This is a genomic window from Leclercia sp. UBA7405 (assembly GCF_037152215.1).
Lineage (GTDB): Bacteria > Pseudomonadota > Gammaproteobacteria > Enterobacterales > Enterobacteriaceae > Enterobacter > Enterobacter pneumoniae.
In genome coordinates this window covers 1,576,479-1,599,214 of the sequence record NZ_JBBCMR010000001.1, presented here as the reverse complement: position 1 = coordinate 1,599,214, position 22,736 = coordinate 1,576,479, and the positions used below count along the sequence as shown (strand labels likewise).

Here is a 22,736-nt window from a genome sequence, read left to right as displayed (position 1 = left end):
GTTAAGGATATCCTGATTCCACGATGACAATTGAATTAACACCTGCTTTCGACAGTGTGGAGTGCCACGCAAATTAACGCTTATAAATACAATCGATAAAATCAGTGTAGATGGCGAAGAAAAATATTCCAGACCGGGAATTGCAACAGTGTAGGGCGGCTAAAATGATTGTTATTTATTATTAAGCCTTTTTGGCCTCGCTTCATTCATTGCCAGATGAACGCATATACGCTATCTAAATAAGTGATACGCGGCTTTTTCAGGATAGATAACAGGACTCACTATGAGCCAGATTGCGCCAGCGATAACCCAAGAAAAAAGCGTTAAATCAATATCCTGGCGGTACTCACTGGCGGGTAATCGCGACTTGCGCATTGATTTTATGCGCGGTATTGCGCTGGTCATGATGGTGGTTGCACATACCGAAGTGATGTCAATATTTAATATATTTACCTGGGAGCGTTTTGGTCTGACTACCGGTGCCGAGGGGTTTGTTATTCTTTCCGGATTTATGCTAGGTATGCTGAATCGTACCAGACTGGAAAAAACGGTTCTGCTTACTATTTCCTGGGGGCTTTTTCTCCGGGCGTGGAAAATATACCGGGTAAATATTATTATCATTCTCTCCTTTCTTTTATTAGGGTATTTGCCTTTTATTAACGTGTTTGAGGTAACGCATTTTACCGATCGCTTTTCTGGCACAACCTGGTCACTCTATCCCGTCACGCCGCAAATTAAAGAGACCTGGTTTAACATTGTTCTCTACCTGCAAATTGGCCCTCATCAGACGCAGATCCTCGGTCTCTATATTTTTCTGCTGCTTTTAAGCCCGCTATTTTTAGGGATGCTGCAACGCGGAAAAGTCTATTGGCTGCTGGGTCTATCGCTGCTGGTCTACTGCTGCTGGCAGCGCTGGCCAGTGCGCGTTACGCCGTCTGAGTTTGAGTTCGCTTTTCCGCTACTGGCGTGGCAGTTTATTTTTGTACTGGGGATGTGCAGCGGCTGGTACAAAGCGGAGCTCCTCTCGTTTGCCCGCACCCCACCCGGTAAAGCGGTGGTGGTGGCGCTGGTGGCGATCGCGCTGGTACTGGGGTATGTGGCCCAGAACCATACTAACCCCTTTATGCCGCCCGCCCTCCTGATGCACACCATCCCGCCGGCGGATTTCAATGCGTTTTACCATACCTGGGCGGCAAAAAATGGCCTTGGGCCGGTGCGGGTCCTTAACGATATCAGCCTGATGGTGACGGTCTATCTGCTGTTAACCTGGTGCTGGGTGCCCCTTAACCGGCTGGCCGGCTGGTTCCTCATCCCGCTGGGGCAACGTTCGCTGTATACCTTTATTTTGCATGTCTATGTTGTGCTCGCGGTAAGCCAGTTTGTGACCTTTGATCTCTGGCGTCAGGACTGGCTCGTCAACACCTTCGTTCATGCAGCAGCGTTGACCGTGCTGTGGCTCATGGCGAAATACAACGTCGCTGCGCGCTGGATACCTAACTAAGGAAGGGCAGATGCGGGAAAAATATTGGCTGGCCTGCGCGCTACTGTGTGCCAGTGTGAGCACTGAAGCAGCGCAGAAGGAAGAGGGACAAACGTTGCGTGATAAAGATGGCGAGCCGGTGCAGGCGGGGGTATTCACCAGCCGCTGGGGACGGCTTTTCTCAGGGAATGAGGATGTCTTTTCCGGCGCACTAAGCTTTAGTTCCGGGCTAAAAGAGCAGTGGATGTCTATCCCAAACAGCTCGGATAGCGCAGAGCAGAAAAGGAAATATAACCAGACGCTGAACCTTAGCCTGCAATACTCCCCCTACAGCTACTGGTTTGCCAACGTAACGTCACGTCTGCCCGTGACGGATACCAGCCGCTATACCGCTGATTTTCGCTATAGCTTTGGCTATGACGACTGGCATGCCAATACCTTCAGCCTGGTTTACAGCAACTATGGCGATAACCGTTTCTGGACCTCCGGCAATCACCGGCACACCTATTTTGAACAGGGTGCCGTAACGCTGGCCTATAAATTTTCGCTACCGAAGCCGGTAGAAAACGCCCTGTTGATCAACAAAGGGGACTCCATTATTTGCCAGGCGGGGTACAGCTGGGTACCGCGTTATTACGATCTGGAGAGCAACGACATCCGTAAAAATAAAAAAGTGATGTTGGGCGGGTGCGGTTACACCTTCAAACAACATTTCTTCGTGCGCGCGACGGCATTCTGGTTCCCGGACAGGAGTCAGCAGCAACCCTGGAACGGCGACTATAGCTATAGTTTTGGCTACGCGGGCTATACGCCGGGCTCGTTCTCTATTCAGTACGCCAACTACTCCGGCACCCGTTACCCGGGCCACCAGAGCGGCAATGGCAAGTTTCGTGAAGGCACGGTCAGCCTGATCTGGTTCTTACCGCTTTGAGGTGACGCAATGGGAGTTCAGCACGTTCTGATTGTTGAAGATTCGCCGGTCTATCGGCGTTTGCTCAGTCGAATGCTGACGCAGTGGGGATATGTCGTCAGCGAGGCGGAAAACGGCGTGGCTGCGCTGGAGATCCTGCAAAACCAGCCGGTAAGCCTGGTCATTAGCGACTGGGAGATGCCCGAGATGGACGGCCTGACATTATGCCGGGAGATTCGCAGCCGCCAGTTTGGCCACTATGTTTACGTCATATTGCTGACTGCCCGTGAAGATCCGGGGGATCTGACGCTCGGGTTTGATGCCGGGGCGGATGATTTTCTCAGCAAGCCGGTGGAACAAGGGGAACTGCGGGCGCGACTGCACGCGGGGGCCAGGGTGCTCTCTCTTGAAGCCACGCTTGCCGCGCGTAACGCGCGCCTGAGCGAGGCCCTGCGTCAGATTGAGCAAGACCTTGAGGTGGCGGCGCGCATTCAGCAGTCGGTTCTTCCGGCGCACCGGCTGCGCTATCGCGATTATTTTTCTGACTGGATTTTCCTGCCTTCGGCCTGGGTTTCCGGCGATATCTTTAACGTGTTCCCGCTGGATAATCATCTGGGATTTTACTGCGTGGACGTGTCCGGTCATGGGGTCGGCGCGGCGATGATGTCTCTCGCCGTTGCCCGCCAGTTTTTGCACGGCAGGGCGGTGGAGCGTTTCCTCTTTACCGGTGATAACGAGGTGGCATCGCCCTCTGAGGTGGTGCGGATCCTGAACAGCCGCTTTTGCAGTGATGAGGTGGAGATCGTGAGCTACTTCACCATGATTTATGGCGTTATCGATCTGGCAACCGGAGAGGGCAAGCTTTGTCAGGCCGGGCATCCTACCCCCTTCATCGTTAACCCTGCCGGGGAGGTGAGAACGGTCGGCCATGGGGGCGCGCCGGTGGGGTTGATGCCCGACCTGAGCTGGAGCGACGTGAACTTCACTCTCGCGCCGGGAGAGCGGCTCTGCCTGTTCAGCGATGGCATTACCGAGTGTGAAAACCCTGATGGCGAGCAGTATGGTGAGGCGCGCCTGCAACGCTGGCTACAGGAAGGGGCCACGCTCGCGCTGGATAGTCTGCTGCCGCAGTTCGCTCAGCACCTTATCCACTGGCGCAGCGGGGATTGCGAGGAGCAGAGGACAATGGCCGATGATGTTTCACTTTTAGTGATTGAACAGACAGGAGAAAAGATATGAATATCGATACGGAGCGGCAGCCCAACGTCAATATTTTGACGCCGTCGGTACGCCGGCTGGATGCCTCGGTTGCGGCGGCCTTTAAAGAAGCCATTACCCGCGAGATTGGCGACGACCAAAAAGCCTTGATTGTGGATTTTAGCAAAATCGATTTTATCGATAGCAGCGGTCTGGGAACGCTGGTTTCTCTTCTGAAAATGATGAACGGCAAAGGTGAAATGACCTTGTGCGCACTGAACCCGGGTATCCGCAATATGTTCACTCTAACCCGGATGGATCGCATTTTTCGTATCTGCCCGGATCGCGCCGCGGCGCTTGCTCAGCTTAATCAGTGAGTGGCTTGTGAAGAGTTCCCTTTCGCTTCCGGCCTCATTAACGTCAATCTCGCCACTGGCGGAGTGGCTTGCGCAGCTCATGGCGCCGTTGCCGGTAAATGATGAATGGCGCTTTGCGCTTGACCTCGCGGTCTGTGAGACCGCGACCAATATCATTCGTTATGCGCTGCATGAAGATGAGAACAGCCGTTTTGATGTGGATTTTATCACCACAGCCTCAAGCGTGACGTTGCACTTTACTGACGCGGGGGATCCTTTTCCGGCCGGGCGTCTCGCCGACGCGCGCAACGAGTCATTCCAGGAGAGCGATCTGTTCGCCGAGAGCGGAAGGGGGCTGAAGCTTATTTTGTTAAGCGTGGATACCTTTCATGTGGAACGCGTCCAGGTAGGGAACTTCACAACGCTGCAAAAATTTTACGCGCCAGAGCTGGTCGTTCGAAAATAAAGTGACGCTAAAGCGGTAGAGACAATACTCACTGTCATGGTGCGATGTTTCGCTGAGTTAACAGGCGGATTTTATTTGTACAGTGACAATAAGTTTTAGCAGGGCTTAATTATTGGCAACGGTGTTGCCATATCAAGTTCACAAAATAAAAGAAAGGGCAACCTTCTGATTTTGATAAATTATAATATTTATGAATCAGTTGCCTTAAGAATAGTCATGCAGGATATATTAATAACATGTTAACTAAATTATAATTCTACTACGTCTGTCTGTGAGGTGAGGTTAGGATGCGGTTGATCGCGATGTTGTTAAGTTTAATGGTCTCAAGCCAGGTCTGGGCGGGTGAACTTCCCAAACCGACAGGAAAAGTGCTTTTAACACTGTCCGGTAATATTGAGAACACCAACGAAGACGGGAAAGCTGTTTTCGATGTCGCCAGCCTTGAGAAGCTGGGCATGGTCACTTTCCAGACCACCTCACCCTGGTATAACGGGCGTACAACCTTTACGGGCATCTCACTGCAAAAGCTGATGGATTATGTCGGGGCAAAAGGTTCGCTTGTTAAGGTGACGGCGCTTAATGATTACACCACCGAAATCCCCCTCAGTGATTTCAAAAAATACAATGTTATCCTGGCGATGAAAGTTAACGGGGAGTACATGCGTATCCGTGATAAAGGCCCGCTCTTTGTGGTGTATCCCTATGACAGCATGCCTGAACTGAATAATCAGATTTTCTATTCACGATCGGCATGGCAGGTCAGCAGAATGAGCATTGAGTAGTGGTTCAAGGAGCAGCATGAACAGAATACTGGCTGGCATCATTTTTTTTCTTTTTATATCTACCGGGTATATCTCTTATCTTGTGCATGAAAGGCAACAAGAGTTACAGAAACTGACTCACTACACCGATTCATGGTCTGCTGCCCAGCTGGTTTCAGAATACTACCGATTTGAATCGTGGCTCGGCCTTTACGCGCTTGATGAAGCTATGCCGATCGACGAAGTGCGCATGCGTCTCGATATTATGCTCAGCCAGAGTAATCTCCTGAAAGAGGGCGATTTAGCACACTATATAAAAAGCAATAAAGCGCATCAGGCGCTCGCCTTTCAACTTGAAGAGAGTCTCAATTATCTGGATGCGCATCTTGAGAAAATGACGCGTTCAGAGCTCGAAACCTACCTGAAAGGGATGCATGCGCTTGATGCGCCGCTGAGCCGTCTCTCTTCCGGTGCCATCGATAAGGATGTTAACTCCATTAATGGCACGAACAGCAAAATTCAAACGCTGTATTATATTTATTCCGCGACATCCGTCCTGCTGATTATTTTAAGTGCGATCCTGGGGGGGCTGATATTCATTCAGAACAGGAATATTCACAAGGCGCATCTTCAGGTGCAGGCCCTGGCGGAAGAGCTGCAAAAATCAAAAGAAAAATTGCAAATCCAGAATGCGAAGCTGGAATATGACGCTTATCATGATTCACTGACGGGAATGAATAACCGTTTATGTTTTTGGGAAAATTTAAACGAAGCCATCACTCTGGCGCAGAAAAATAATGTTCCCGTGGCGGTGATGTTATTTGATTTAGACCGCTTCAAAGAGGTCAATGATACTTACGGCCACGATGCGGGCGATATGTTATTACGCCAGATCGCGCACCGTTTGATGTCGATGAGCCTCACGACAGATACCCTTTATCGCCTGGGTGGAGACGAGTTTGCCTTGCTCTCGAGTGGCCTGACGGAAAGCCGTGCGATATCGCGTGCGCAAAAAATAAGTGAGTCTATTAATCAGCCCTACACAATCTATAACACGATTATCAATATTACCTCCTGCGTCGGTATTGTTATTTCCGAAACGGAACGCCGCTCCGATTATCTGTACAAATTTGCCGATCTGGCCCTGTATGAAGCTAAAAATGAGGGCTCAGGTAAGATTAAAGTCTTCCGCCAACGCATGCTAGATAAGCTGCAAGAAAGCCGCACCCTCGAGCATGATATGGCGCTGGCATTAACCAATAAAGAGTTCGTGGTCTATTATCAGCCTATTGTTGACTCGTTCACCCGTGAAATCTACAGCTACGAAGCCCTTATTCGCTGGATACATCCGCAGAAAGGGTTGCTGTCGCCGGATACCTTTATTCCGCTGGCCGAAAAAACGGGAATGATTAATGAGATGGGCAAATCCGTGCTGGAAATGGCCTGCCGGGAAGCCGCTTCGTGGGCGGTTCCGGCTAAAATTTCAGTCAATGTTTCACCGGTCCAGCTTGGCAGTAAAAGCTTTGCCTCGGTTGTGCTTGCCATTCTGAAAGAGACAGGGCTTACGGCCGAGCGCCTTGAACTGGAAGTGACGGAGTCGTCTCTCTTTACAGAGAACAATACGCCGATGAATACCCTTAACAAGCTCAGAGCGCTGGGGGTGAAAATCTCCATCGATGATTTTGGTACGGGTTACTCCTCTCTTTCACGACTGAGCCGGCTGGCTTTCGATAAAATCAAAATTGATAAATCCTTCGTGCACTCCCTCTCCGCCCAGGAGGATGCGCTGAATATCATCAAACTGATCACCGGCATGGCCAAATCACTGGATATGAAAGCGGTGGCAGAGGGTGTTGAAACGCAGGAGCAGCTGGAAAGCCTGCAGGCGCTGGGTTGCGACTTCGCGCAAGGGTATCTGTTTGGTAAACCTCAACCCTGTATTGATGACGCTATCCGGATTGGCAAATCGCGGCTGTTAAGCGTGCAGTCCTGAGGGGCAGGGGGCCCACCTTTCGCATGTCTAAGCCCCGGGCCTGGTGCGTAGGCCTTTATGAGTAAAGGGCAGGGCGTTTAAAGCTGTCTCCTGCGCTTCACGGAGTACATAACTTCGTCACTTTTTTTAACCATTTCATCCAGCGATGCGTACTTATTCGGGTCATTGTGCAGAACGCCCGATGAGAAGTTGATATTGTACGGTTTACCGGAATGTTCGTTGTATTCCTCCACCCCCTGACGCAGGGCATGCAGAAAGGCATCCGTATCGCTGCGGTGGGTAATGAGCACGGCAAATTCATCGCCACCCAACCGACCTGCAATGTCACCGGGTTTCAGGAACTGTAGCAGCAACTTTGAAAAGACTTTCAGCACCTCATCGCCTTCAGCATGCCCCCAGAGATCGTTGATAGGTTTAAATTTATCCAGATCAAAGAAGATAAGACTGAACGCCGCATTACGCTCATTGAGATTACGGAAGCGTTTTTCTCCAGTACGGTAAAAACCCCGGCGATTGGTTATGCCCGTCAGGCTGTCGGTCATTGCCATACCAATGACCTGAAACTCATCTTCAACAATGAATGCCAGGTCCTTCAGGGAAGCAATATCATCATCGTTAAAGGGGCGAGGGTGGGTATGGATGAGGCAAAGCGTGCCAGCGACGTCACCGGAGGGCAGATGCACCGGATAGCCGGCATAAAACCGGATGTAAGGTTCACCGGTGACCAGAGGATTATCATGAAAACGATCGTCCGTGGTGGCATCGTTTACGATGAATGCCCCATCCTGCAAAATGGCATGGCCGCAGAATGAGATATTACGTGGCGTCTCCCGGATGCCGAGTCCCTCGCAGGCAAGCAACCATTGTCTCTCGCGATCCAGCAGACTGATAAGCACCACCGGCACCTGAAAGATTTTCCGGGCGAGACGGGTCAGACGGTCGAAACGTTCATCGTCTCGGGTATCAAGCAGGTCTGCGAGATAAAGCGATTTTAATCTTTCTTCTTCATTTTCCGGTACGCCGGGGAATTTCATACGACCTCAATAACTTCTGTGAATTTCGCAGGCGGTACATAGCCGAAATTCAGTCTAAACATTTTTTACTGAGTATAGGATAAGCAGAATCGACCTGCCTGTCTGGACGCCTGGGTTTTATTGCCTTAGGGTTTATTCCTGTTTTGAGTAATAACCTCGCCCGGCATGTTTGAACAGGAGAGGGACGAGCCATTGCTCATACTGTGCCGAATCATTTTGAGAAAGGAGCCCGCGGATATGAAAGTGCTTGAAAGCGGCATTCGTGACGTAAAATACGGTGAAAATGTGAAAGTCGTTATGCCGGTAAACATCTATGAATGTGAACTGGGAGACGATGTTTTCGTGGGACCCTTTGTCGAAATACAAAAGGGATGCGTTATAGGCGATAGAACCCGGGTACAGTCCCACTCGTTCATCTGTGAGAACGTTACCTTAGGCAGCGACTGCTTTATTGGCCATGGTGTAACCTTTGCTAATGATCTTTTCAAGCGTGGCGGTCCGGATGCGTCTGCAGAAAGCTGGATAGATATTGTCTTAGGCGACGCAGTAACAGTCGGCAGTGGAGCAACCATTTTAACCACGGAGATTTGCAGTGGGGCGGTGATTGGTGCAGGCAGCGTGGTGACCAAACCTGTGCTTATAAAAGGGGTGTACGCGGGCAATCCCGCCAGGCTTTTGAGAAATCTTTAATTCTTATCTCTGTCACTATCGGGTCCAGAGTCATGTCTCCTTTGGGTGATTATGGTCTCTTTTTGCTCGGGCAGAGAGGGATGCTTTTTGCCCTGGATTAACTGCCCCGGTATTTCTTCAGCCTGATATTTGTACCCTGGATCTGCTTTCTTGATCTCAGCCAGGCTGCCTGCAGCATTGCACTGCACGACTCTTTTCTTTTATGACACATCTGCCGTGGCTAAATGTCCGCTTTGTGGCAGGAGCGGACATTTAAAAAATTGTTTGAAGTTATCAATAGGAAGTGAGTGACAACGTAATGGCGACCACGTCATTACCATTACGAGTAGTTGAAAATGCGCCAGTAATGACGGAACAATATCTCAGTGTGTATGAAGGTATTAATCGAATGAGGGAGCAAGGAGTGAGAGCGAATCGAATGGCAATTAAAGTGTCTATGCTGGCATTTGTGGCCAGCCTGGCAATGGGTTGCGCACCATTACAACCATCAGGATGCCATAAAACCACTGCACTGGGTAATTGCGGTTCTGGCAATTGGGATGATCGGGATGAGTGGGGCTTGCAAGCGCGGGCGATAAGAGCAGCGATAAATGCAAAACTTGCTGAGCCACAAAACTGGAAAGGGAAGAAGTGTCGGTTGCATATCGAGTTTGCGCAGAATGGCACGGCTTTAAACATATCAACCAGTGATGGTAATAAAGCATATTGCGAAGCGGTAAAATCAGCAGCCCAGAAAGCCACATTTCCGGCCTTCACTAATGAGGCGGTGTACCGCGATTTTCAAAAATCTCGCTTTGATTTGCAGGGCTAGTCATACCATGAACATTAATAGGTCCGCTTCTCGCTCTCAGCAGAACTTCCGCTCATTGAGTTCGTCCGCTCCCCGAGCGGCTGTCGTTCCAGTTTATTCTTTTCGAGAGGTTTCCAGCCAATTTCCCTTTTTTATGTACCCATAAAAATTAAGTTATTGGCCGGTGTTGCCGATATTAGTTTCTTATGATTAAACAACGGGAAGTATGAATGAATAGTTTGTTATCGAGATCACTTTCAATTGTGTTTACAACTCTGCTACTGACGGCCTGCTCGGGCGTTCGCGACAATTCTGCAAAGCCGTACACATACCACGCTGAACATAGCATCGCCTGGAATATCAGCAACGCATCGGGTATGGATCCTTTTAGCGATGCCCAGGTCAGCCACTCTCAAAGCGAAATGTTCAGCCGCACGGATTACGATTTTACTTTTCCGATAGTTGAAAATGATAAATTAAATGAAGCGTCATTGCCTTTAACCCCGTTACTGCAGTATCGACCAACGAGTATGGGCGTGGAAGAGTGGCAAACCGATGGAATTCTGGCGTGGATCCCTACTGAACTGGCCCCTACCCCTGAGGCGGCATCACTGTTGCTCTCAGATAAAATTGAATCTGCTGTGCTAGCGACCTTAAAAGAATCTAAACGCAAACATGGCGATGTCCGTAAGGGAGAGGGATATAATGACTGGCTAGGAAAATACGTGTTTCAGATCAATGAATCCCGCTATCTGGTCGTTAAATTCGCAGATAAAGATGCGGGGTGTGAGCTTCCAAAAAATAAATATTATGATCCTGCAAGCCAGAATAGTCCGACCTGCGGCTTTTACACCAGCTTCCACGACGCAGAAAAAATTGTTCGCACTCCTGACTTCATAGGTGTGAATGCGACCGGGAAAAGTTATCTCGTAAGCCGCGATGGGTTAAATGGAAGTCACCTCAGCCCGGTATTTATAAACAGCGCCGGACAATCGGATGCAAAAAATCAGCGTATGAATTATGCCTTCATGCAACAAGTTAGCCGCCATCTTCCAGCGTGGGTAATGATCTATCTCTCGCCCAAAGAAGATAAGGGTTTACCTGCCGTTGTATTACAGCAAGGGAAAGTGCATTTTTTCTTTCGCGAAAAATAAAGCTGATCGCATCAGCGGTTGATCTTGCTGTCTGCTCCGTGTCAGAAGCAGACGTTGCTAATCTAATGCTATGTTTATCTTGCGGAGCATGTAATTGACCATGCTCAGGTTATCGGCTAGTCGTCCGATATATATGCTTAAGATGCGAAGTGCGATAAAGGATAAGGTATGAGGGAACTGACTGAATTAATTGATCAGCAAAGCTCTGGCTGGCTTATGGTGCAGCAATGGCTGAAAGAAGCGAACAATAATTATGAAGTGCTTCCCTGTGATCCGACGCTCGCAAGATCTGCCTTACATCAGCTTCAGGTTACAACGCTCTCCCCGCTAGGCGCTGTGTTATACGAAACGGGTGGCATCCTGGTTGATAATGGCTGGTTGCGGATTTTAGGCTCTGGTCATCCCAGGCTGGCACGAGCTCCTGCTTCCTGGACGCAATATGTAACAACAGGCCGGAATTTTCATGCGCTCTTGGTTGCTGATGATGTATCGGGGGGCTTTTTTGCACTTAACGGTGGTGAATTCGGTGAAGATCGAGGCGGCGTATATTATTTCGCACCAGATTCTCTGGAATGGGAGAGCCTTGATACTAACTATTCAGGTTTTCTGCACTGGGCTCTCTGCGGCAATTTAGATAGATTCTATCAAAGCGTACGCTGGACAGGCTGGCGTGAAGAAACATCTGAAATGAATGGTGACGCAGTTTACTCCTTTTATCCCTTCCTGTGGACCGAGCCACAATTGGCTATAGAGCAGCGTTCACGAGCTGTTGTGTCTGTTGATGAGCACTGGTCATTAAGCATGAACTTAAAACATCAATTCACCAACATGCAGGGCGAATAACCTCGTCCATGCAGATTAAGACACCACGATGTAAGTAATACTTCTAACATTGCGAGAACAACTGTGAACGTCCGCTCCTCGCACAAAGCGGACCTTCGGTTTCCACCTAATCGTTATCGGCTTCCGCAGAGCAGTCACGAGCCAGAGAAGTCGGCTGTCTAATGCGCAAATACAGCAAAGGGGTGAGCAGGGGAAATCTCCGAGCCCGGCGCGCTGCGCTGTAAAGGGCGCCGAGCCGGAGAAGTAAGCCATGCTCTGCCAGGCCGTTGTCCTCAGGAAGAACCACTGATGCAGGCTACCGGTATTACGCCGCAGCTGGCGGAGTATGACGTGGCGCTGGTACATACTACTTTCTCGGGCGAGAAAGAATATATCCTGCTGACCACGCGGCGCGGCGGGGATAAGGGCGATCGCGCCTCCGTTGAATCGCTGCTGGATAAACGCTGCTATATCCTTACGGTTCCGCCAACTGACAGCCCCCATCCCGATTTTTCTTAGTCGCGCAGCTGCTGCGCGATTGCGCTAAACATAAGCGACGCCTCCAGCGGCTGGGCGCTGAACGAGGGTTCCGCCTGCGGCCAGGTCGACCACTGCACAATTACCAGCTGCTCGTCGGGATTAACCATAATCATCTGACCATAGATGCCCAGCGCCCAGAGCGACCCCTTCAGCGACTGCTGCGGCGTAGGCTCGACATTTTTCGCGTTCGCTGGCACCTCGTTGTTCCACCACTGGAAGCCGTAAATGCCCTGCGGATGCGCGGCGGAAACCGAGCCCTGTGCCTGCGTCCAGTCAGAGGCGAGCTTCAGCCAGCCGTCCGGCAGCGCTTTATCGCCATTTGGCAGGCGCCCCTCATGGCGTACAAACTCGCCGAAGCGCCCCCAGTCCTCCAGCGTGGCGTTGAAGCCGTGCGCGCCGACGTCATGTTTGCCGGGCTGATAGGCGTGCCAGACACCGTCATTCGCCATACCGTAAGGCTGCCAGATGCTCTGCTGCAGATACGCGGCGAGCGACATGCCGGTGGCGCGCTCCAGCACGTCGCCCAGCAGCCATGCGCCGCCCGACGAGTAGGACCAGTGCTGGCCCGCCGGATGCGCCTTCTTCAGGCCGGTAATCAGCCCGCGCACGCAATCATAGGTGCCAGGACGCGCCTCGCACTGGGTCAGCTGCGCAAAATCGGAGTCGGGCTGGGTGTAATCTTCATTCCACGCCACGCCGGAGGTGTGGGTGAGCAGTTGTCGCAGCGTCACGTCCTGCCATGCTGTGCCTTTCAGCTCCGGCTCGTAATCGGTGACCTTGTCATCCAGTGAGTGGATTTTCCCCTGTTTCAGCGCCACGCCGACCAGCGTCGACACCACTGATTTACCCACCGAGCGCGAGGTCCAGAGTGTGCTATCGCTGTTGCCGTGCGCCAGATATTTGTAGGCGATCTGGCCATTTTTCAGTACCAACATCCCCGCCACGTTCTGACGCTTCAGGTAGTCCGCCATACTGTAGCGATGGCCGTTGACGCGGTAGCTAACCTCGCCGAGCTGATGCTTTGCCAGCGGCAGCGGCTGGGCGGTACCGTGGTGATGAAAAACATCGGCGGGATAGTTGCGGTAGTCGTTGCGAAAGCCCACCACGCGATCCTGTTGATCCCAGCTGAGCATGGTTTTGGGATCGGGGAGGGTGCGATCGAACGGCGTCGGACAAACACTCAGCGGTACGCCGCCGCAGGGCGCAGACTCCGCGGCTGTTGCTGAACACGACAGCAGCGCAGTCGTCGCCAGCGATGCTGCCAGTAGCAGGTTTTTTTTACTTTTCATCGTTCTGTCTCCTTCGTAACACGCCTTAACATTGACAAGCCGCAGTATAGATTTGGCCTGCTCTGTGCAAAAATCAGCATATGTGGGGAAATCCCCTCAACCAGTTGCATCAGGGAGCAGATATGGCCTATCTCAGTTTTACTTTTGCGCAGATAGAGGCGTTCTCGACCGTCGCCGCGCTCGGCACCGTTTCGCAGGCGGCGAAACAGCTTGGCAAGGATCGCGCCACGGTCAGCGAGCTAATCGAGTTTCTGGAGGCGGCGCTGGGCTATGCGCTCTTTGCTCGACAGGGCCGCACGCTGGCGCTGACGCCAGAGGGTCAGCGGCTGAAGCGGCAGGCGGCGCTGCTGATGCGCCAGGCGCAGGCGTTCGACGCGGCTGCGCGCCACGTCTGTCAAGGTATCTCCGACGAAATCAGCCTGGTCTACGATCCCTTTGTGCCGCGCCCTTTTCTCTGCCGTCTGATTGAGACGCTGGCAGAGAGCAATATCCGCGTCAGCGCCTGGAGCGCGTCGCGCGAAGAGGCGGAAGCGGCACTCGCCAGCGGCGAGGTGCAGTTGGCCCTCTGCCAGGCGCGCCACCGCAGTCTGGGCAGCGAGATGGCGTGGCGCTCGGTGGGACTGATCGAACTCGATTTTTACGCCGCCGCGTCGCTCTTCGCGGTCGATCAGCCCGTATCGCTGTTCGATCTCGCCTCGCAGCCGCAGCTGGTGATGCATCCGGCGCCCGACGGCGTGGCGGCGAAGCAGGGACGCATCGCCGATCGTACCTTCTACACCAATGACCGTACGCTGCTGCGCCATATGCTCGAGAGCGGCCAGGGATGGGCCTTTCTGCCGAAGCATTTTGCTGCCGCCAGCTGGCGTGACGTGAAAGCGATTGATGTGGAGGTGGGCAATCTGGCGCTGAGCCAGATGATCGTGATGCTGTGGAAGCCCGGCATGACGATGAATTTCGCCGTCAGCGAGGCGATGAAGATCGTTCCCGACGTCTGGGCGGAGCCAGCCGCGACGCTTGCCGACCATGCAGGTTAGCGGATGGGGCTGACGACCTGGCTATATCGGGAAGCTGGAGGAGGCCCACAGGCTGTTAAATTGAATGTCCGCTTTGTGCCAGAAGCGGACCTTTCCTGAAGCGCCATTTAATCCTTTAGCAAGCTCATTTCTTCAGAGAGCCATTGTCTTAGGATGCTTATTTTAAATGAATCCTGATAATCTGGACGGTAGACTAAATCGTACCCCCGTTCAGCCTTAAGCTTGTACTGTGGAAACGGAACAATAAGCCTTCCAGCCGCTACATCATCTGCAATTAGAAGACTGCGTCCGAGAGCAACACCTTCGCCACGTATAGCAGCCTCTGTCGCCATGCTGCCAAGAGTCCATAAGGGCCCCTGATGGCCACTGAAATTTTTTTCTCCGGCCATCTCAAACCATGCCTGCCAGTTCGCCTGCATTCTGTACTCATGAAGAAGAACGCAGTTAAAAAGTTCCTTAATCTCTGTCAGACCATTATGTTTCTCAAGAAAACCTGGACTACAGACAGGGGTGACTGACTCATCAAACATACGTTCAGACGAAACATCGCGATAATTGCCAGGGCCGTAACGAATTGCAGCATCTACCTGACCATCCTTAAGATCCACATTGATGTCAGTAACATCCAGCTGAATATCAAATTCTGGATATCTCTGCCTGAACAGGTTGAGACGAGGGGCTAACCACTTACTGGCAAATGAAACCGTTGTGCTTATACGTAAATTCTTTATCAGGTTTCCACCACGTAGACGCTCAGACTCCTTCATTAAATCACTCAAAAGACGGGTCACCACCTGGTGAAATTCACCCCCTTGCTCCGTCAGAATTATCTGCCGTGTCAGCCTGAAAAATAGTTTAAACCCCAGATGCTCTTCGAGCTTCCGGATTTGCCGGCTTATCGCGCCATGCGTGACGTGCAACTCCGCTGCCGCCAGCGTCATGCTTGAGAGGCGGGCAGTGGCTTCAAAAGCGCGCAGAGTCTGCAATGGGGGGAGGCGATCGAAAATCATACGCGTGATAATAATTCACGCATGTTGTGAGAACAAATAATTTGTCAGGTCAGAGTCCGAAAATCAAAATTAATATAAAGAACATTACTATTTTCATAGCGATACCGGAGGAATAATGGAAAGTTTGTTTGTTTACGGGACTCTCGGTCCTGGCCGGCCTAATGCTCATATTCTTGAAAATATTGGGGGAACATGGCAGGAGGGTCACGTGGGGGATCCCTTCTCGCCAAAGGTTGGGGAGCAGAAATGGGTTATCCGGGAATAGTGCTGGATGACTCAGGGAATCGTGTGCAGGGCTTTCTTTTCACGTCAGAGAATCTACATCATCACTGGCACATACTCGATGAGTTCGAAGGTTATGAGTATGAACGTATTCCGGTAGAGGTAACCCTCTCTACCGGTCAGACAGTGCAATCATGTATCTATATGCTCAAAGCATAAACTATAAGACCCGCTGCAAGCAGATTACACAATGGCCTGGGAACCTAAAATAAATCGATCTGAGGGAGAATTAAGTGACAGTACAACGAAAACAGATTGACACATATGCCATACTGGCCATGACGTCACTGTGTATAGCTTGGGGAATTCAGCAGGTCGCAATTAAAGGGGTAGCCGATGAAATATCTCCAGTTCTACAGGTAGCAATCAGGAGTGGGGCTGCTGCGGGCTTTATAAGTTTATTAATTATTTTTAAAAAAACGCCTCTAAGAAACTTTGCTAATTGCTTAGTTCCCGGGGGAGCAGTGGGCATACTTTTTGGTTTGCAATTCCTGTTTGTTGCTGAAGGCCTGCGATATACATCGGCATCGCACATGTCAGTATTCCTTTATACCGCTCCAATTTTTGCTGCCATGGGACTACAGTTTTTTAGGCCCGATGAACGACTGTGTGCGCCACAATGGTTAGGGATAGCAATAACATTTGCAGGCATTTGTGTCGCGTTTCTGTCAGGTAAAGATCCAGTTGGTAGCGCCAGTCAGGTTCTGGCAGGAGACATAATGGGGTTACTTGCAGGATTATCATGGGGGGCCACTACCATAATTGTCAGATGCTCTTCTCTTAGTGAGTCTCCAGCCTCACATACACTCTTCTGTCAACTTGCAGGAGGTTTTTTACTTTTATCAGCCTATTCGTACTTTTCTGGTCAGAATCACTTTGCCCCTGGTACCGTCGGGATTGTTAGTTTAGTCTTTCAAAGCGCAATAATTGCCTTTGCCAGTTATTTAGCCTGGTTCAGTTTAATGCGCAAATACATGGTATCGCAGCTCGGCGTTCTCTCATTCATGACGCCTGTATTTGGGGTCATTACGGCAGTATTTATTTTGAGAGAACAACTACAGTCAGGGTTTGTATTAGGAACGATGCTAATCCTGAGTGGCATAACTATTGTTAGTGGCTGGTCCTGGTTCAAGTCGAGATTTTTAACTGTATCCGTTAATAAATAAAGATGACTGTCGGCTGGTTACAGATAATATAATTTGACGATGTCAGCAAGCCAGTTCAGATAGTGCTGTCTTAATTACCAGGATACTAAAACGTTTTTCAGGTTCTAATGCAGAGAATAAATCATCATGGACAATTCTCTGGCCTCAACGATGCCCGCTCCTCGCTCAAAGCGGACCTTGGGTTTCTACCTGCATTTTGCGTTGAACCACCCCCTGCAATTGAATTGCATTTCTCTCAGAGAAGATAATAAACAAAACGGAATTTAACATATGTTTAACTTCTTTTGATTGTCCGTTGTTGCAATAGTCGCTTACTTAAAAATTCATTTCTTGTAACAAAACACCATGGATATCATTAACTGGTTGTTTTTAAACGCAATATTTTCCATTGCGAACTTTTCTTTGTAAAGAAAAAGCACATCCTGTGTAAATTTAATATTGTGTTTGTGATAGTTTTGTAAATTACAATGTGAGTTCTATTGTTTTATTTGGCTTAAGGGTTTGAGAGATTGTGTTTAATAAACCAACAACCAGGCGTAAGTTTTTATTAGGCGCTCTGGTAGCACTACCAGTTACGACACTAATTGCAAAAGGTCTTACGGCAGCACAGGCGGCTGAAATGGCAGCTCCTGAACTGTCAGACTATAACCCCATCTTTTTTTCAGCAAATGAATGGCAATTTATTCTTGCTGCGACAGACCGGCTAATTCCAGCGGGTGGAGCAGGCAAAGCGCCAGGTGCGCTTGAGACCAATGTTCCTATCTTTATCGATCAGCAGTTGCACGGCGATTTTGGTCGAGAAATTTATATGCAGGGTCCCTTCAGCCCGAATGCCCCGGCGTCTATGGGGTATCAGATTCCATTCTATCCGCAGAATATCTACCATCGCGGCATTGAGCTGACCGAACAGTGGTGTCAGCAACATTTCAATAAACCCTTCCATGCGTTAACGACGGAACAAAAAGACGACGTCCTGACGAAATTGCAAAAGAATGAGGTTGATTTTGTTGGCCTTGGCGAAAGCAATATGCACGCCTCCCACTTCTTCAGCCAGCTGCTCTCCGATACCAAACACGGTTACCTCGCCGACCCTATGTATGGCGGGAACAAAGGAATGAAGGCCTGGATAGCCATCGGCTTCCCTGGGGCCCGCGCCAGCTATCTGGAGTGGGTTAAACAGCACAACATTCCTTATCCTCTCGGTCCCGTGAGCATCAAAGGCGAACGCGCCTGAAGGGCAAAAATCAAACGTATCTGAGACAGAGTTATCATGGCACAAATCACAAAAAAAGAAGTTGACGTCGTCGTCTGCGGCCTCGGCTGGGCCGGTTCGTTGATGAGTATTGAACTGGCGATGGCGGGTCTGACCGTCAGAGCGCTTGAGAAGGGGCCCGATCGTAGCTATGACGAGTTCGCCTACCCAAAGCCTGCAGATGAATATGCCTACGCGGTGCGTAACCGTGTAATGACCACCCCTGCGGAGTCGGCGGTCACCGTCCGTTACACCATGAATGATACCGCGCTGCCGACGCGAAAATGGGGTGCATTCGTCCCGGGCGGCGGCGTGGGAGGTTCTGGTCTGCACTGGACGGGAGTACTGATTCGCCCTACACCTACTGATATCAAGCTGAAAACCTACGCCGATCAAGCCTATCCGCCTGGCGTGCTTCAGAATGATATGCGGGTCATGGACTTCCCCTTCAGCTGGGACGAAATAGAGCCTTATTTCGACAAGTTTGAGCGCATTTGCGGTCAGTCCGGCAACACCGGTAACCTGCGTGGCCAGATCCTTGAAGGGGGCGACCCGTTTGAAGGTCCGCGCTCCGCGCCTTACCCTCTGCCAGCACTGGAAGACACGCTTAATAACGTGATGTTTGCAGAAGCGGCTAAAAAGCTTGGCTATCATCCCTTCCCGAACCCCTCTGCAGCGGTGTCCCGCGCCTGGAAGAACCCCTACGGTAACCAGATTGCGCCGTGCAACTACTGCGGCTACTGCAGTAAGTATCCCTGCCTGAACTACTCAAAAGCGTCACCGCAAACCGCCGTGATGGACGCGCTCAAGCGCATGGAAAACTTCTCCTACGAAGTGAATGCCAATGTCCTCAAAGTGGTGCTGCACGACGATAAAAAGACGGCGAAAGGGGTCATTTATATTGATGAGCAGGGCAACGAATGCTTCCAACCTGCAAAAATTGTGGTGCTGAGCAGCTTCCAGCTCTACAACGTACACCTGATGCTGCTCTCCGGTATCGGTAAACCTTATAACCCGATCACCGAAGAGGGGGTGGTTGGCCGTAACTACGCCTTCCTGTCAAACGGCGGTGCCACGCTGTTCTTTAAGGATAAGCACTTTAACCCGTTTGTGGCCGCAGGCCCGACAGGCCAGATGTTTAATGACATCTCTCCGGGTAACTTCGACGGTCCGGGGCTCGGTATCCTTGGCGGCGCGAAAATCCACAGTTCGCAGGCAACCGGCACACCAATTGGTACCGCGTTGCCGAAAGGCACGCCGAGCTGGGGCACAGGCTGGAAAGAGGGGCTAGAGGAGTGGTATGGACACTCCATGAAGGTCAGCATTACCACAACCTGTATGTCCTATCGCGATGTCTATCTGGATCTCGATCCCACCTATACCAATGAACACGGGCAACCACTGCTGCGCCTCACCTTTAACTGGAAACAGAATGAGCTGAAGCTTCAGCAGTACCTTAAAGGCATCGTTGGCAATCTGGTTAACGAACTGAAACCGGACAGCTCCAGCATGAGCTTCCTGCCGATGGATGCCAATTTCGATCTGACCAAATATGTCTCTACCCATAACGTGGGCGGTGCCGTAATGGGGGACGATCCTAAAACCTCTGCCCTGAATAAATATCTGCAGAGCTGGGACGTGCATAACGTGTTCGTGCCCGGAGGAAATGCCTTCCCGCAGAACTTCCAGGCTAACCCGACGGATACCATTGGCGCGATTACGCTGATGTCCGCTCAGGCGATTAAAGAACAGTATCTGAAAAACCCAGGCCCATTGGTACAGGTATAAGTTATGAAGCTCTTGAACAAAAAACGCGTTTTCTTCCTTAATGCTGCACTGGCGTTCAGCGCGCTCTCCTTCCAGGCGCAGGCCCAGGACGATGTTTCGCTGATCAAAAAAGGGGAATATCTGGCGCGTCTCGGCGACTGCATGGCCTGCCATACCGTGAAAGGTAAGCCGGACTACGCCGGCGGGCTGGCAATCGAGTCTGATTTAGGCACGATTTATTCAACCAATATCACCCCGGATAAAGAGCACGGTATCGGTAACTACACCGAGGAACAGTTTGCGAACGCGGTGCGTAAAGGCGTTTTGCCTGATGGCACCCGTCTGTACCCGGCGATGCCGTATCCGGATTATGCAAAAATCACCGACGAGGATATTCACGCCCTTTATGCCTATTTTATGCATGGCGTTAAGGCCAGCAGCGAACAACCTGCGGAAACGGATCTCTCTTTTCCGTTTAACCAGCGCTGGGGAATGCGTTTCTGGAACCTGTTCTTTACGTCGGACAAACCCTTCCAGCCCATTGGCGGCGCCTCTGAACAGGTTAACCGCGGGGCCTATATTGTGGAGAGTCTGGGACATTGCGGCAGCTGCCATACCCCGCGCGGCATTGGCATGCAGGAAAAAGCCCTCGACAGCAGCGAAGCGAAGTTCCTGGCGGGCGGAAATCTGAACGGTTGGGAAGTGCCTTCCCTGCGCGGACTGCCGCGCTGGAGCAACGAGGAAATTGTCGACTACCTCGAGACCGGGCGTAACGACAAAGCCGCGGTGGGTGGCGAGATGACTGCCGTTATCGAGCACAGTACTTCCCATATGACCCGTGACGATTTGCAGGCGGTGGCGGCCTATCTTAAGTTCCTCGGCGGAAACCCGGGGCTGCAGAAAGGCGATGAGCAAGCCCGGCAGAAAACCGAGGCGAAGCTGACTGCGGGACGCAATCTGACCGAAGGGGAGCGCCTCTATATCGATAACTGCGGCGCCTGCCACTTTGTCAGCGGTAAGGGCGCGCCGGGGGCTTTCCCCGAGCTGGATCAGGCTACCATTGTTAATGCTGAAGATCCTGGCGCGCTGATCCACACTATCCTTGCGGGCGCGCAGCTCCCGTCAACCGCGAAGGCGCCTTCAGAGCTGGCCATGCCTGGCTTTGCAAACCGCCTCAGCGATGACGAAGTCGCTAAGCTGGCAACCTTTATTCGTCAGGGCTGGAGTAACAATGCTTCCGCCGTCAGCGAAAAACAGGTGTCAGAGGTGCGTGAAAAGCTGCATACCGATAAGTAAACACCCTGCTGATAGCCTTTGCTATCAGCATTTTTTTTGTGGTGTATCACCCCCGATCGCAGCAGATAACTTCAGTCTGTTCCGATCGGGTGTGCGCTTCAGTTTTGATCTTTTCAGGAATACAAAAATACTATGATCGAAGCAGATTCTCTCGCTTTTAGCTTTGATGACAGAGTGCTGTTTCATGCATTTTCTCTCCGGCTGAAAAAGGGCGAATTCGTTCAGATTGCCGGGGAGAATGGAGCGGGAAAAACCACGCTGCTGCGTATCCTCTGCGGCCTCGCACGGCCAGAAAGCGGAGGGGTTTTCTGGGACGGTCAGCCCATAACCCGGGTGCGGGATGCCTATCATCGCCAGCTGTTATGGCTCGGCCACAAGCCGGGCATCAAGCAGGCGCTAACCGCCGATGAAAATCTTGGCTTCTTTTTTCCTCGCCTCTCGCAGCATGAGCGTGCGGCGGCGCTGGCCGAAGTCGGCCTGGCTGGCTATGAAGATATTCCCCTGGGACAGCTTTCGGCCGGGCAACAGCGTCGGGTCGCCCTGACGCGCCTGTGGCTCACGTCCGCCAGCCTCTGGATCCTCGATGAACCTTTTACCGCGCTTGATGCTTCGGCGATTGAGGTATTAACCCGCCGGCTTGAAGAGCATGTCCTGACGGGTGGGAGCGTTATCCTGACGACACACCAGCCCCTGCGGACGCTGCGCTGTCCACAAAGAGTAATACGGCTGGCAGATGACGCGGAGGTAGTGCCGTGATGCCCTTACTGATACGCGAGCTGCGGCTGGCCTGGCGCAACGGCGCTGAGATCCTCAATCCGCTTTGGTTCTTTTTAATCGTCATTACGCTGTTCCCGTTTGGCGTGGGCACCGATCCGCAAATGCTGGCGCAGATCGCGCCGGGAGTGGTATGGGTTGGAGCGCTGCTGGCGGCCTTGCTGGTGATGGATCGGATGTTCCGCGACGACTGGCTGGATGGTTCGCTGGAGCAGATGCTACTGCTGCCGACGCCGCTGGTTGCCGTGGTGCTGGTTAAAATTATTGCCCACTGGTTGATGACCGGATTACCGCTGATGATCGTGTCGCCGCTGGCCGCGCTGCTGCTGGGGATGAACATTCATGATGCGGTCGTGCTGGCGTTAACCCTGCTGCTGGGCACGCCGACGCTGAGCTTTCTTGGGGCGATCGGCGTCGGGCTGACGGTGGGCCTTAAGCGTGGCGGGGTATTGCTGAGCCTGCTGGTACTGCCGCTGGCGGTGCCGGTACTTATTTTTGGCACGGCGGCGGTGCAGGCTGCCGCTCAGGGGCTACCGGTTGCCGGATACATGGCGATTCTGGGGGCTTTCCTGACGGCCAGCGCCACCCTGTGCCCCTTCGCAACGGCCGCCGCGCTGCGGTTAACGGTTCAATAATTTCCGCGCCTTCTGGCGCTGCTGTAAGAAGAGTGTGA

Annotated in this window: 21 protein-coding genes and 2 pseudogenes; 20 read left to right on the top strand and 3 right to left on the bottom strand. The window is 51.7% G+C overall.

From position 1 onward, the window contains the following. The first annotated feature begins 283 nt into the window (after positions 1-283). The 7 genes from opgC to WFN75_RS07820 all read left to right on the top strand — a co-directional run bounded on the left by opgC (position 284) and on the right by WFN75_RS07820 (position 7,163). Entirely contained in the window at positions 284-1,501 is a 1,218-nt protein-coding gene (gene opgC, locus WFN75_RS07850) for an OpgC domain-containing protein (protein ID WP_212475809.1), read from the top strand. Between the two features lie 10 nt (positions 1,502-1,511). Further along, a complete protein-coding gene (locus WFN75_RS07845; protein WP_336995975.1) occupies positions 1,512-2,411 on the top strand; it encodes a hypothetical protein in 900 nt (299 codons plus the stop codon). A 9-nt stretch (positions 2,412-2,420) separates the two neighbouring features. Further along, positions 2,421-3,629 carry a PP2C family protein-serine/threonine phosphatase gene (locus WFN75_RS07840; RefSeq protein ID WP_336995974.1) on the top strand — a complete coding sequence of 403 codons (1,209 nt, stop codon included), beginning with the start codon at positions 2,421-2,423 and terminating at the stop codon, positions 3,627-3,629. Continuing rightward, the gene (locus WFN75_RS07835) at positions 3,626-3,964 is read left to right on the top strand and encodes an STAS domain-containing protein (RefSeq protein WP_046885271.1); all 339 of its coding nucleotides are present in this window, start codon (positions 3,626-3,628) and stop codon (positions 3,962-3,964) included. The genes WFN75_RS07840 and WFN75_RS07835 overlap by 4 nt, the downstream gene beginning before the upstream one ends. Before the next feature lie 7 nt (positions 3,965-3,971). Then, positions 3,972-4,409, top strand: a complete 438-nt coding sequence (locus tag WFN75_RS07830) for an ATP-binding protein (protein WP_442913274.1) — start codon at positions 3,972-3,974, stop codon at positions 4,407-4,409. Positions 4,410-4,696: 287 nt separating this feature from the next. Continuing rightward, positions 4,697-5,191, top strand: a complete 495-nt coding sequence (locus tag WFN75_RS07825) for a molybdopterin-dependent oxidoreductase (RefSeq protein WP_046885272.1) — start codon at positions 4,697-4,699, stop codon at positions 5,189-5,191. 16 nt (positions 5,192-5,207) lie between these two features. After that, positions 5,208-7,163, top strand: a complete 1,956-nt coding sequence (locus tag WFN75_RS07820; protein WP_046885273.1) for a putative bifunctional diguanylate cyclase/phosphodiesterase — start codon at positions 5,208-5,210, stop codon at positions 7,161-7,163. A 77-nt stretch (positions 7,164-7,240) separates the two neighbouring features. On the opposite strand, the gene WFN75_RS07815 is transcribed toward WFN75_RS07820, so the two are convergent. Continuing rightward, positions 7,241-8,197, bottom strand: coding sequence for a sensor domain-containing diguanylate cyclase (locus tag WFN75_RS07815; protein WP_212475813.1), 957 nt, complete (start codon positions 8,195-8,197; stop codon positions 7,241-7,243). A 237-nt stretch (positions 8,198-8,434) separates the two neighbouring features. Here WFN75_RS07815 and WFN75_RS07810 point away from each other — a divergent pair, with 237 nt between their 5' ends. The 5 genes and pseudogenes from WFN75_RS07810 to WFN75_RS07790 form a co-directional block, all read left to right on the top strand. Continuing rightward, positions 8,435-8,887, top strand: a complete 453-nt coding sequence (locus tag WFN75_RS07810; protein ID WP_046885275.1) for an acyltransferase — start codon at positions 8,435-8,437, stop codon at positions 8,885-8,887. Positions 8,888-9,305: 418 nt separating this feature from the next. Beyond that, entirely contained in the window at positions 9,306-9,698 is a 393-nt protein-coding gene (locus WFN75_RS07805) for a cell envelope integrity TolA C-terminal domain-containing protein (protein WP_336996237.1), read from the top strand. Between the two features lie 209 nt (positions 9,699-9,907). Beyond that, positions 9,908-10,831: a hypothetical protein gene (locus WFN75_RS07800; protein WP_212475817.1), complete on the top strand. Its 924-nt coding sequence runs from the start codon at positions 9,908-9,910 to the stop codon at positions 10,829-10,831. A gap of 168 nt (positions 10,832-10,999) precedes the next feature. Beyond that, positions 11,000-11,674, top strand: coding sequence for a DUF2625 domain-containing protein (locus WFN75_RS07795; RefSeq protein ID WP_336995973.1), 675 nt, complete (start codon positions 11,000-11,002; stop codon positions 11,672-11,674). 309 nt (positions 11,675-11,983) lie between these two features. Further along, a pseudogene (locus WFN75_RS07790) lies at positions 11,984-12,172 on the top strand (CDP-diacylglycerol diphosphatase); the annotation flags it as partial. Here the strand turns inward: WFN75_RS07790 and WFN75_RS07785 are convergent. After that, complete coding sequence (locus WFN75_RS07785) at positions 12,169-13,482, bottom strand: serine hydrolase domain-containing protein (RefSeq protein WP_336995972.1); 1,314 nt, start codon at positions 13,480-13,482, stop codon at positions 12,169-12,171. The pseudogene WFN75_RS07790 and the gene WFN75_RS07785 sit on opposite strands and share 4 nt — an antisense overlap. An 80-nt stretch (positions 13,483-13,562) precedes the next feature. Here WFN75_RS07785 and WFN75_RS07780 point away from each other — a divergent pair, with 80 nt between their 5' ends. Continuing rightward, the gene (locus WFN75_RS07780) at positions 13,563-14,516 is read left to right on the top strand and encodes a LysR family transcriptional regulator (RefSeq protein WP_336995971.1); all 954 of its coding nucleotides are present in this window, start codon (positions 13,563-13,565) and stop codon (positions 14,514-14,516) included. Between the two features lie 107 nt (positions 14,517-14,623). On the opposite strand, the gene gcvA is transcribed toward WFN75_RS07780, so the two are convergent. Further along, on the bottom strand, positions 14,624-15,526 hold the full coding sequence (gcvA, locus tag WFN75_RS07775; RefSeq protein WP_336995970.1) for a transcriptional regulator GcvA: 903 nt from the start codon (positions 15,524-15,526) through the stop codon (positions 14,624-14,626). A 115-nt stretch (positions 15,527-15,641) separates the two neighbouring features. Here gcvA and WFN75_RS07770 point away from each other — a divergent pair. The 7 genes and pseudogenes from WFN75_RS07770 (at position 15,642) to ccmB (ending at position 22,698) form a co-directional block, all read left to right on the top strand. Continuing rightward, a pseudogene (locus WFN75_RS07770) lies at positions 15,642-15,967 on the top strand (gamma-glutamylcyclotransferase family protein). Between the two features lie 74 nt (positions 15,968-16,041). Next, positions 16,042-16,974: a DMT family transporter gene (locus tag WFN75_RS07765; RefSeq protein ID WP_336995969.1), complete on the top strand. Its 933-nt coding sequence runs from the start codon at positions 16,042-16,044 to the stop codon at positions 16,972-16,974. A gap of 508 nt (positions 16,975-17,482) precedes the next feature. Further along, on the top strand, positions 17,483-18,208 hold the full coding sequence (locus tag WFN75_RS07760) for a gluconate 2-dehydrogenase subunit 3 family protein (RefSeq protein ID WP_336996236.1): 726 nt from the start codon (positions 17,483-17,485) through the stop codon (positions 18,206-18,208). Positions 18,209-18,244: 36 nt separating this feature from the next. Continuing rightward, entirely contained in the window at positions 18,245-20,014 is a 1,770-nt protein-coding gene (locus WFN75_RS07755) for a GMC family oxidoreductase (protein WP_046885286.1), read from the top strand. A 12-nt stretch (positions 20,015-20,026) separates the two neighbouring features. After that, positions 20,027-21,289 (top strand): c-type cytochrome, encoded by a 1,263-nt coding sequence (locus tag WFN75_RS07750; protein WP_336996235.1) that lies wholly within the window; start codon positions 20,027-20,029, stop codon positions 21,287-21,289. 132 nt (positions 21,290-21,421) lie between these two features. Beyond that, on the top strand, positions 21,422-22,045 hold the full coding sequence (ccmA, locus tag WFN75_RS07745; protein ID WP_336995968.1) for a cytochrome c biogenesis heme-transporting ATPase CcmA: 624 nt from the start codon (positions 21,422-21,424) through the stop codon (positions 22,043-22,045). After that, positions 22,045-22,698, top strand: coding sequence for a heme exporter protein CcmB (ccmB, locus tag WFN75_RS07740; protein WP_336996234.1), 654 nt, complete (start codon positions 22,045-22,047; stop codon positions 22,696-22,698). Before ccmA ends, ccmB begins: the two co-directional genes overlap by 1 nt. Positions 22,699-22,736: the final 38 nt, after the last annotated feature.

Excerpts from the sequence above, each read along its gene's own strand:
- WFN75_RS07785 (WP_336995972.1), bottom strand. The coding sequence starts at position 13,482 with ATGAAAAGTAAAAAAAACCTGCTACTGGCAGCATCGCTGGCGACGACT.
- WFN75_RS07800 (WP_212475817.1), top strand. The coding sequence starts at position 9,908 with ATGAATAGTTTGTTATCGAGATCACTTTCAATTGTGTTTACAACTCTG.
- WFN75_RS07835 (WP_046885271.1), top strand. The coding sequence starts at position 3,626 with ATGAATATCGATACGGAGCGGCAGCCCAACGTCAATATTTTGACGCCG.
- WFN75_RS07795 (WP_336995973.1), top strand. The coding sequence starts at position 11,000 with ATGAGGGAACTGACTGAATTAATTGATCAGCAAAGCTCTGGCTGGCTT.
- ccmB (WP_336996234.1), top strand. The coding sequence starts at position 22,045 with ATGCCCTTACTGATACGCGAGCTGCGGCTGGCCTGGCGCAACGGCGCT.
- WFN75_RS07810 (WP_046885275.1), top strand. The coding sequence starts at position 8,435 with ATGAAAGTGCTTGAAAGCGGCATTCGTGACGTAAAATACGGTGAAAAT.
- WFN75_RS07815 (WP_212475813.1), bottom strand. The coding sequence starts at position 8,197 with ATGAAATTCCCCGGCGTACCGGAAAATGAAGAAGAAAGATTAAAATCG.
- WFN75_RS07820 (WP_046885273.1), top strand. The coding sequence starts at position 5,208 with ATGAACAGAATACTGGCTGGCATCATTTTTTTTCTTTTTATATCTACC.
- ccmA (WP_336995968.1), top strand. The coding sequence starts at position 21,422 with ATGATCGAAGCAGATTCTCTCGCTTTTAGCTTTGATGACAGAGTGCTG.
- WFN75_RS07780 (WP_336995971.1), top strand. The coding sequence starts at position 13,563 with ATGTGGGGAAATCCCCTCAACCAGTTGCATCAGGGAGCAGATATGGCC.
- WFN75_RS07845 (WP_336995975.1), top strand. The coding sequence starts at position 1,512 with ATGCGGGAAAAATATTGGCTGGCCTGCGCGCTACTGTGTGCCAGTGTG.
- WFN75_RS07825 (WP_046885272.1), top strand. The coding sequence starts at position 4,697 with ATGCGGTTGATCGCGATGTTGTTAAGTTTAATGGTCTCAAGCCAGGTC.
- WFN75_RS07840 (WP_336995974.1), top strand. The coding sequence starts at position 2,421 with ATGGGAGTTCAGCACGTTCTGATTGTTGAAGATTCGCCGGTCTATCGG.
- WFN75_RS07805 (WP_336996237.1), top strand. The coding sequence starts at position 9,306 with ATGGCAATTAAAGTGTCTATGCTGGCATTTGTGGCCAGCCTGGCAATG.
- WFN75_RS07755 (WP_046885286.1), top strand. The coding sequence starts at position 18,245 with ATGGCACAAATCACAAAAAAAGAAGTTGACGTCGTCGTCTGCGGCCTC.
- opgC (WP_212475809.1), top strand. The coding sequence starts at position 284 with ATGAGCCAGATTGCGCCAGCGATAACCCAAGAAAAAAGCGTTAAATCA.
- gcvA (WP_336995970.1), bottom strand. The coding sequence starts at position 15,526 with ATGATTTTCGATCGCCTCCCCCCATTGCAGACTCTGCGCGCTTTTGAA.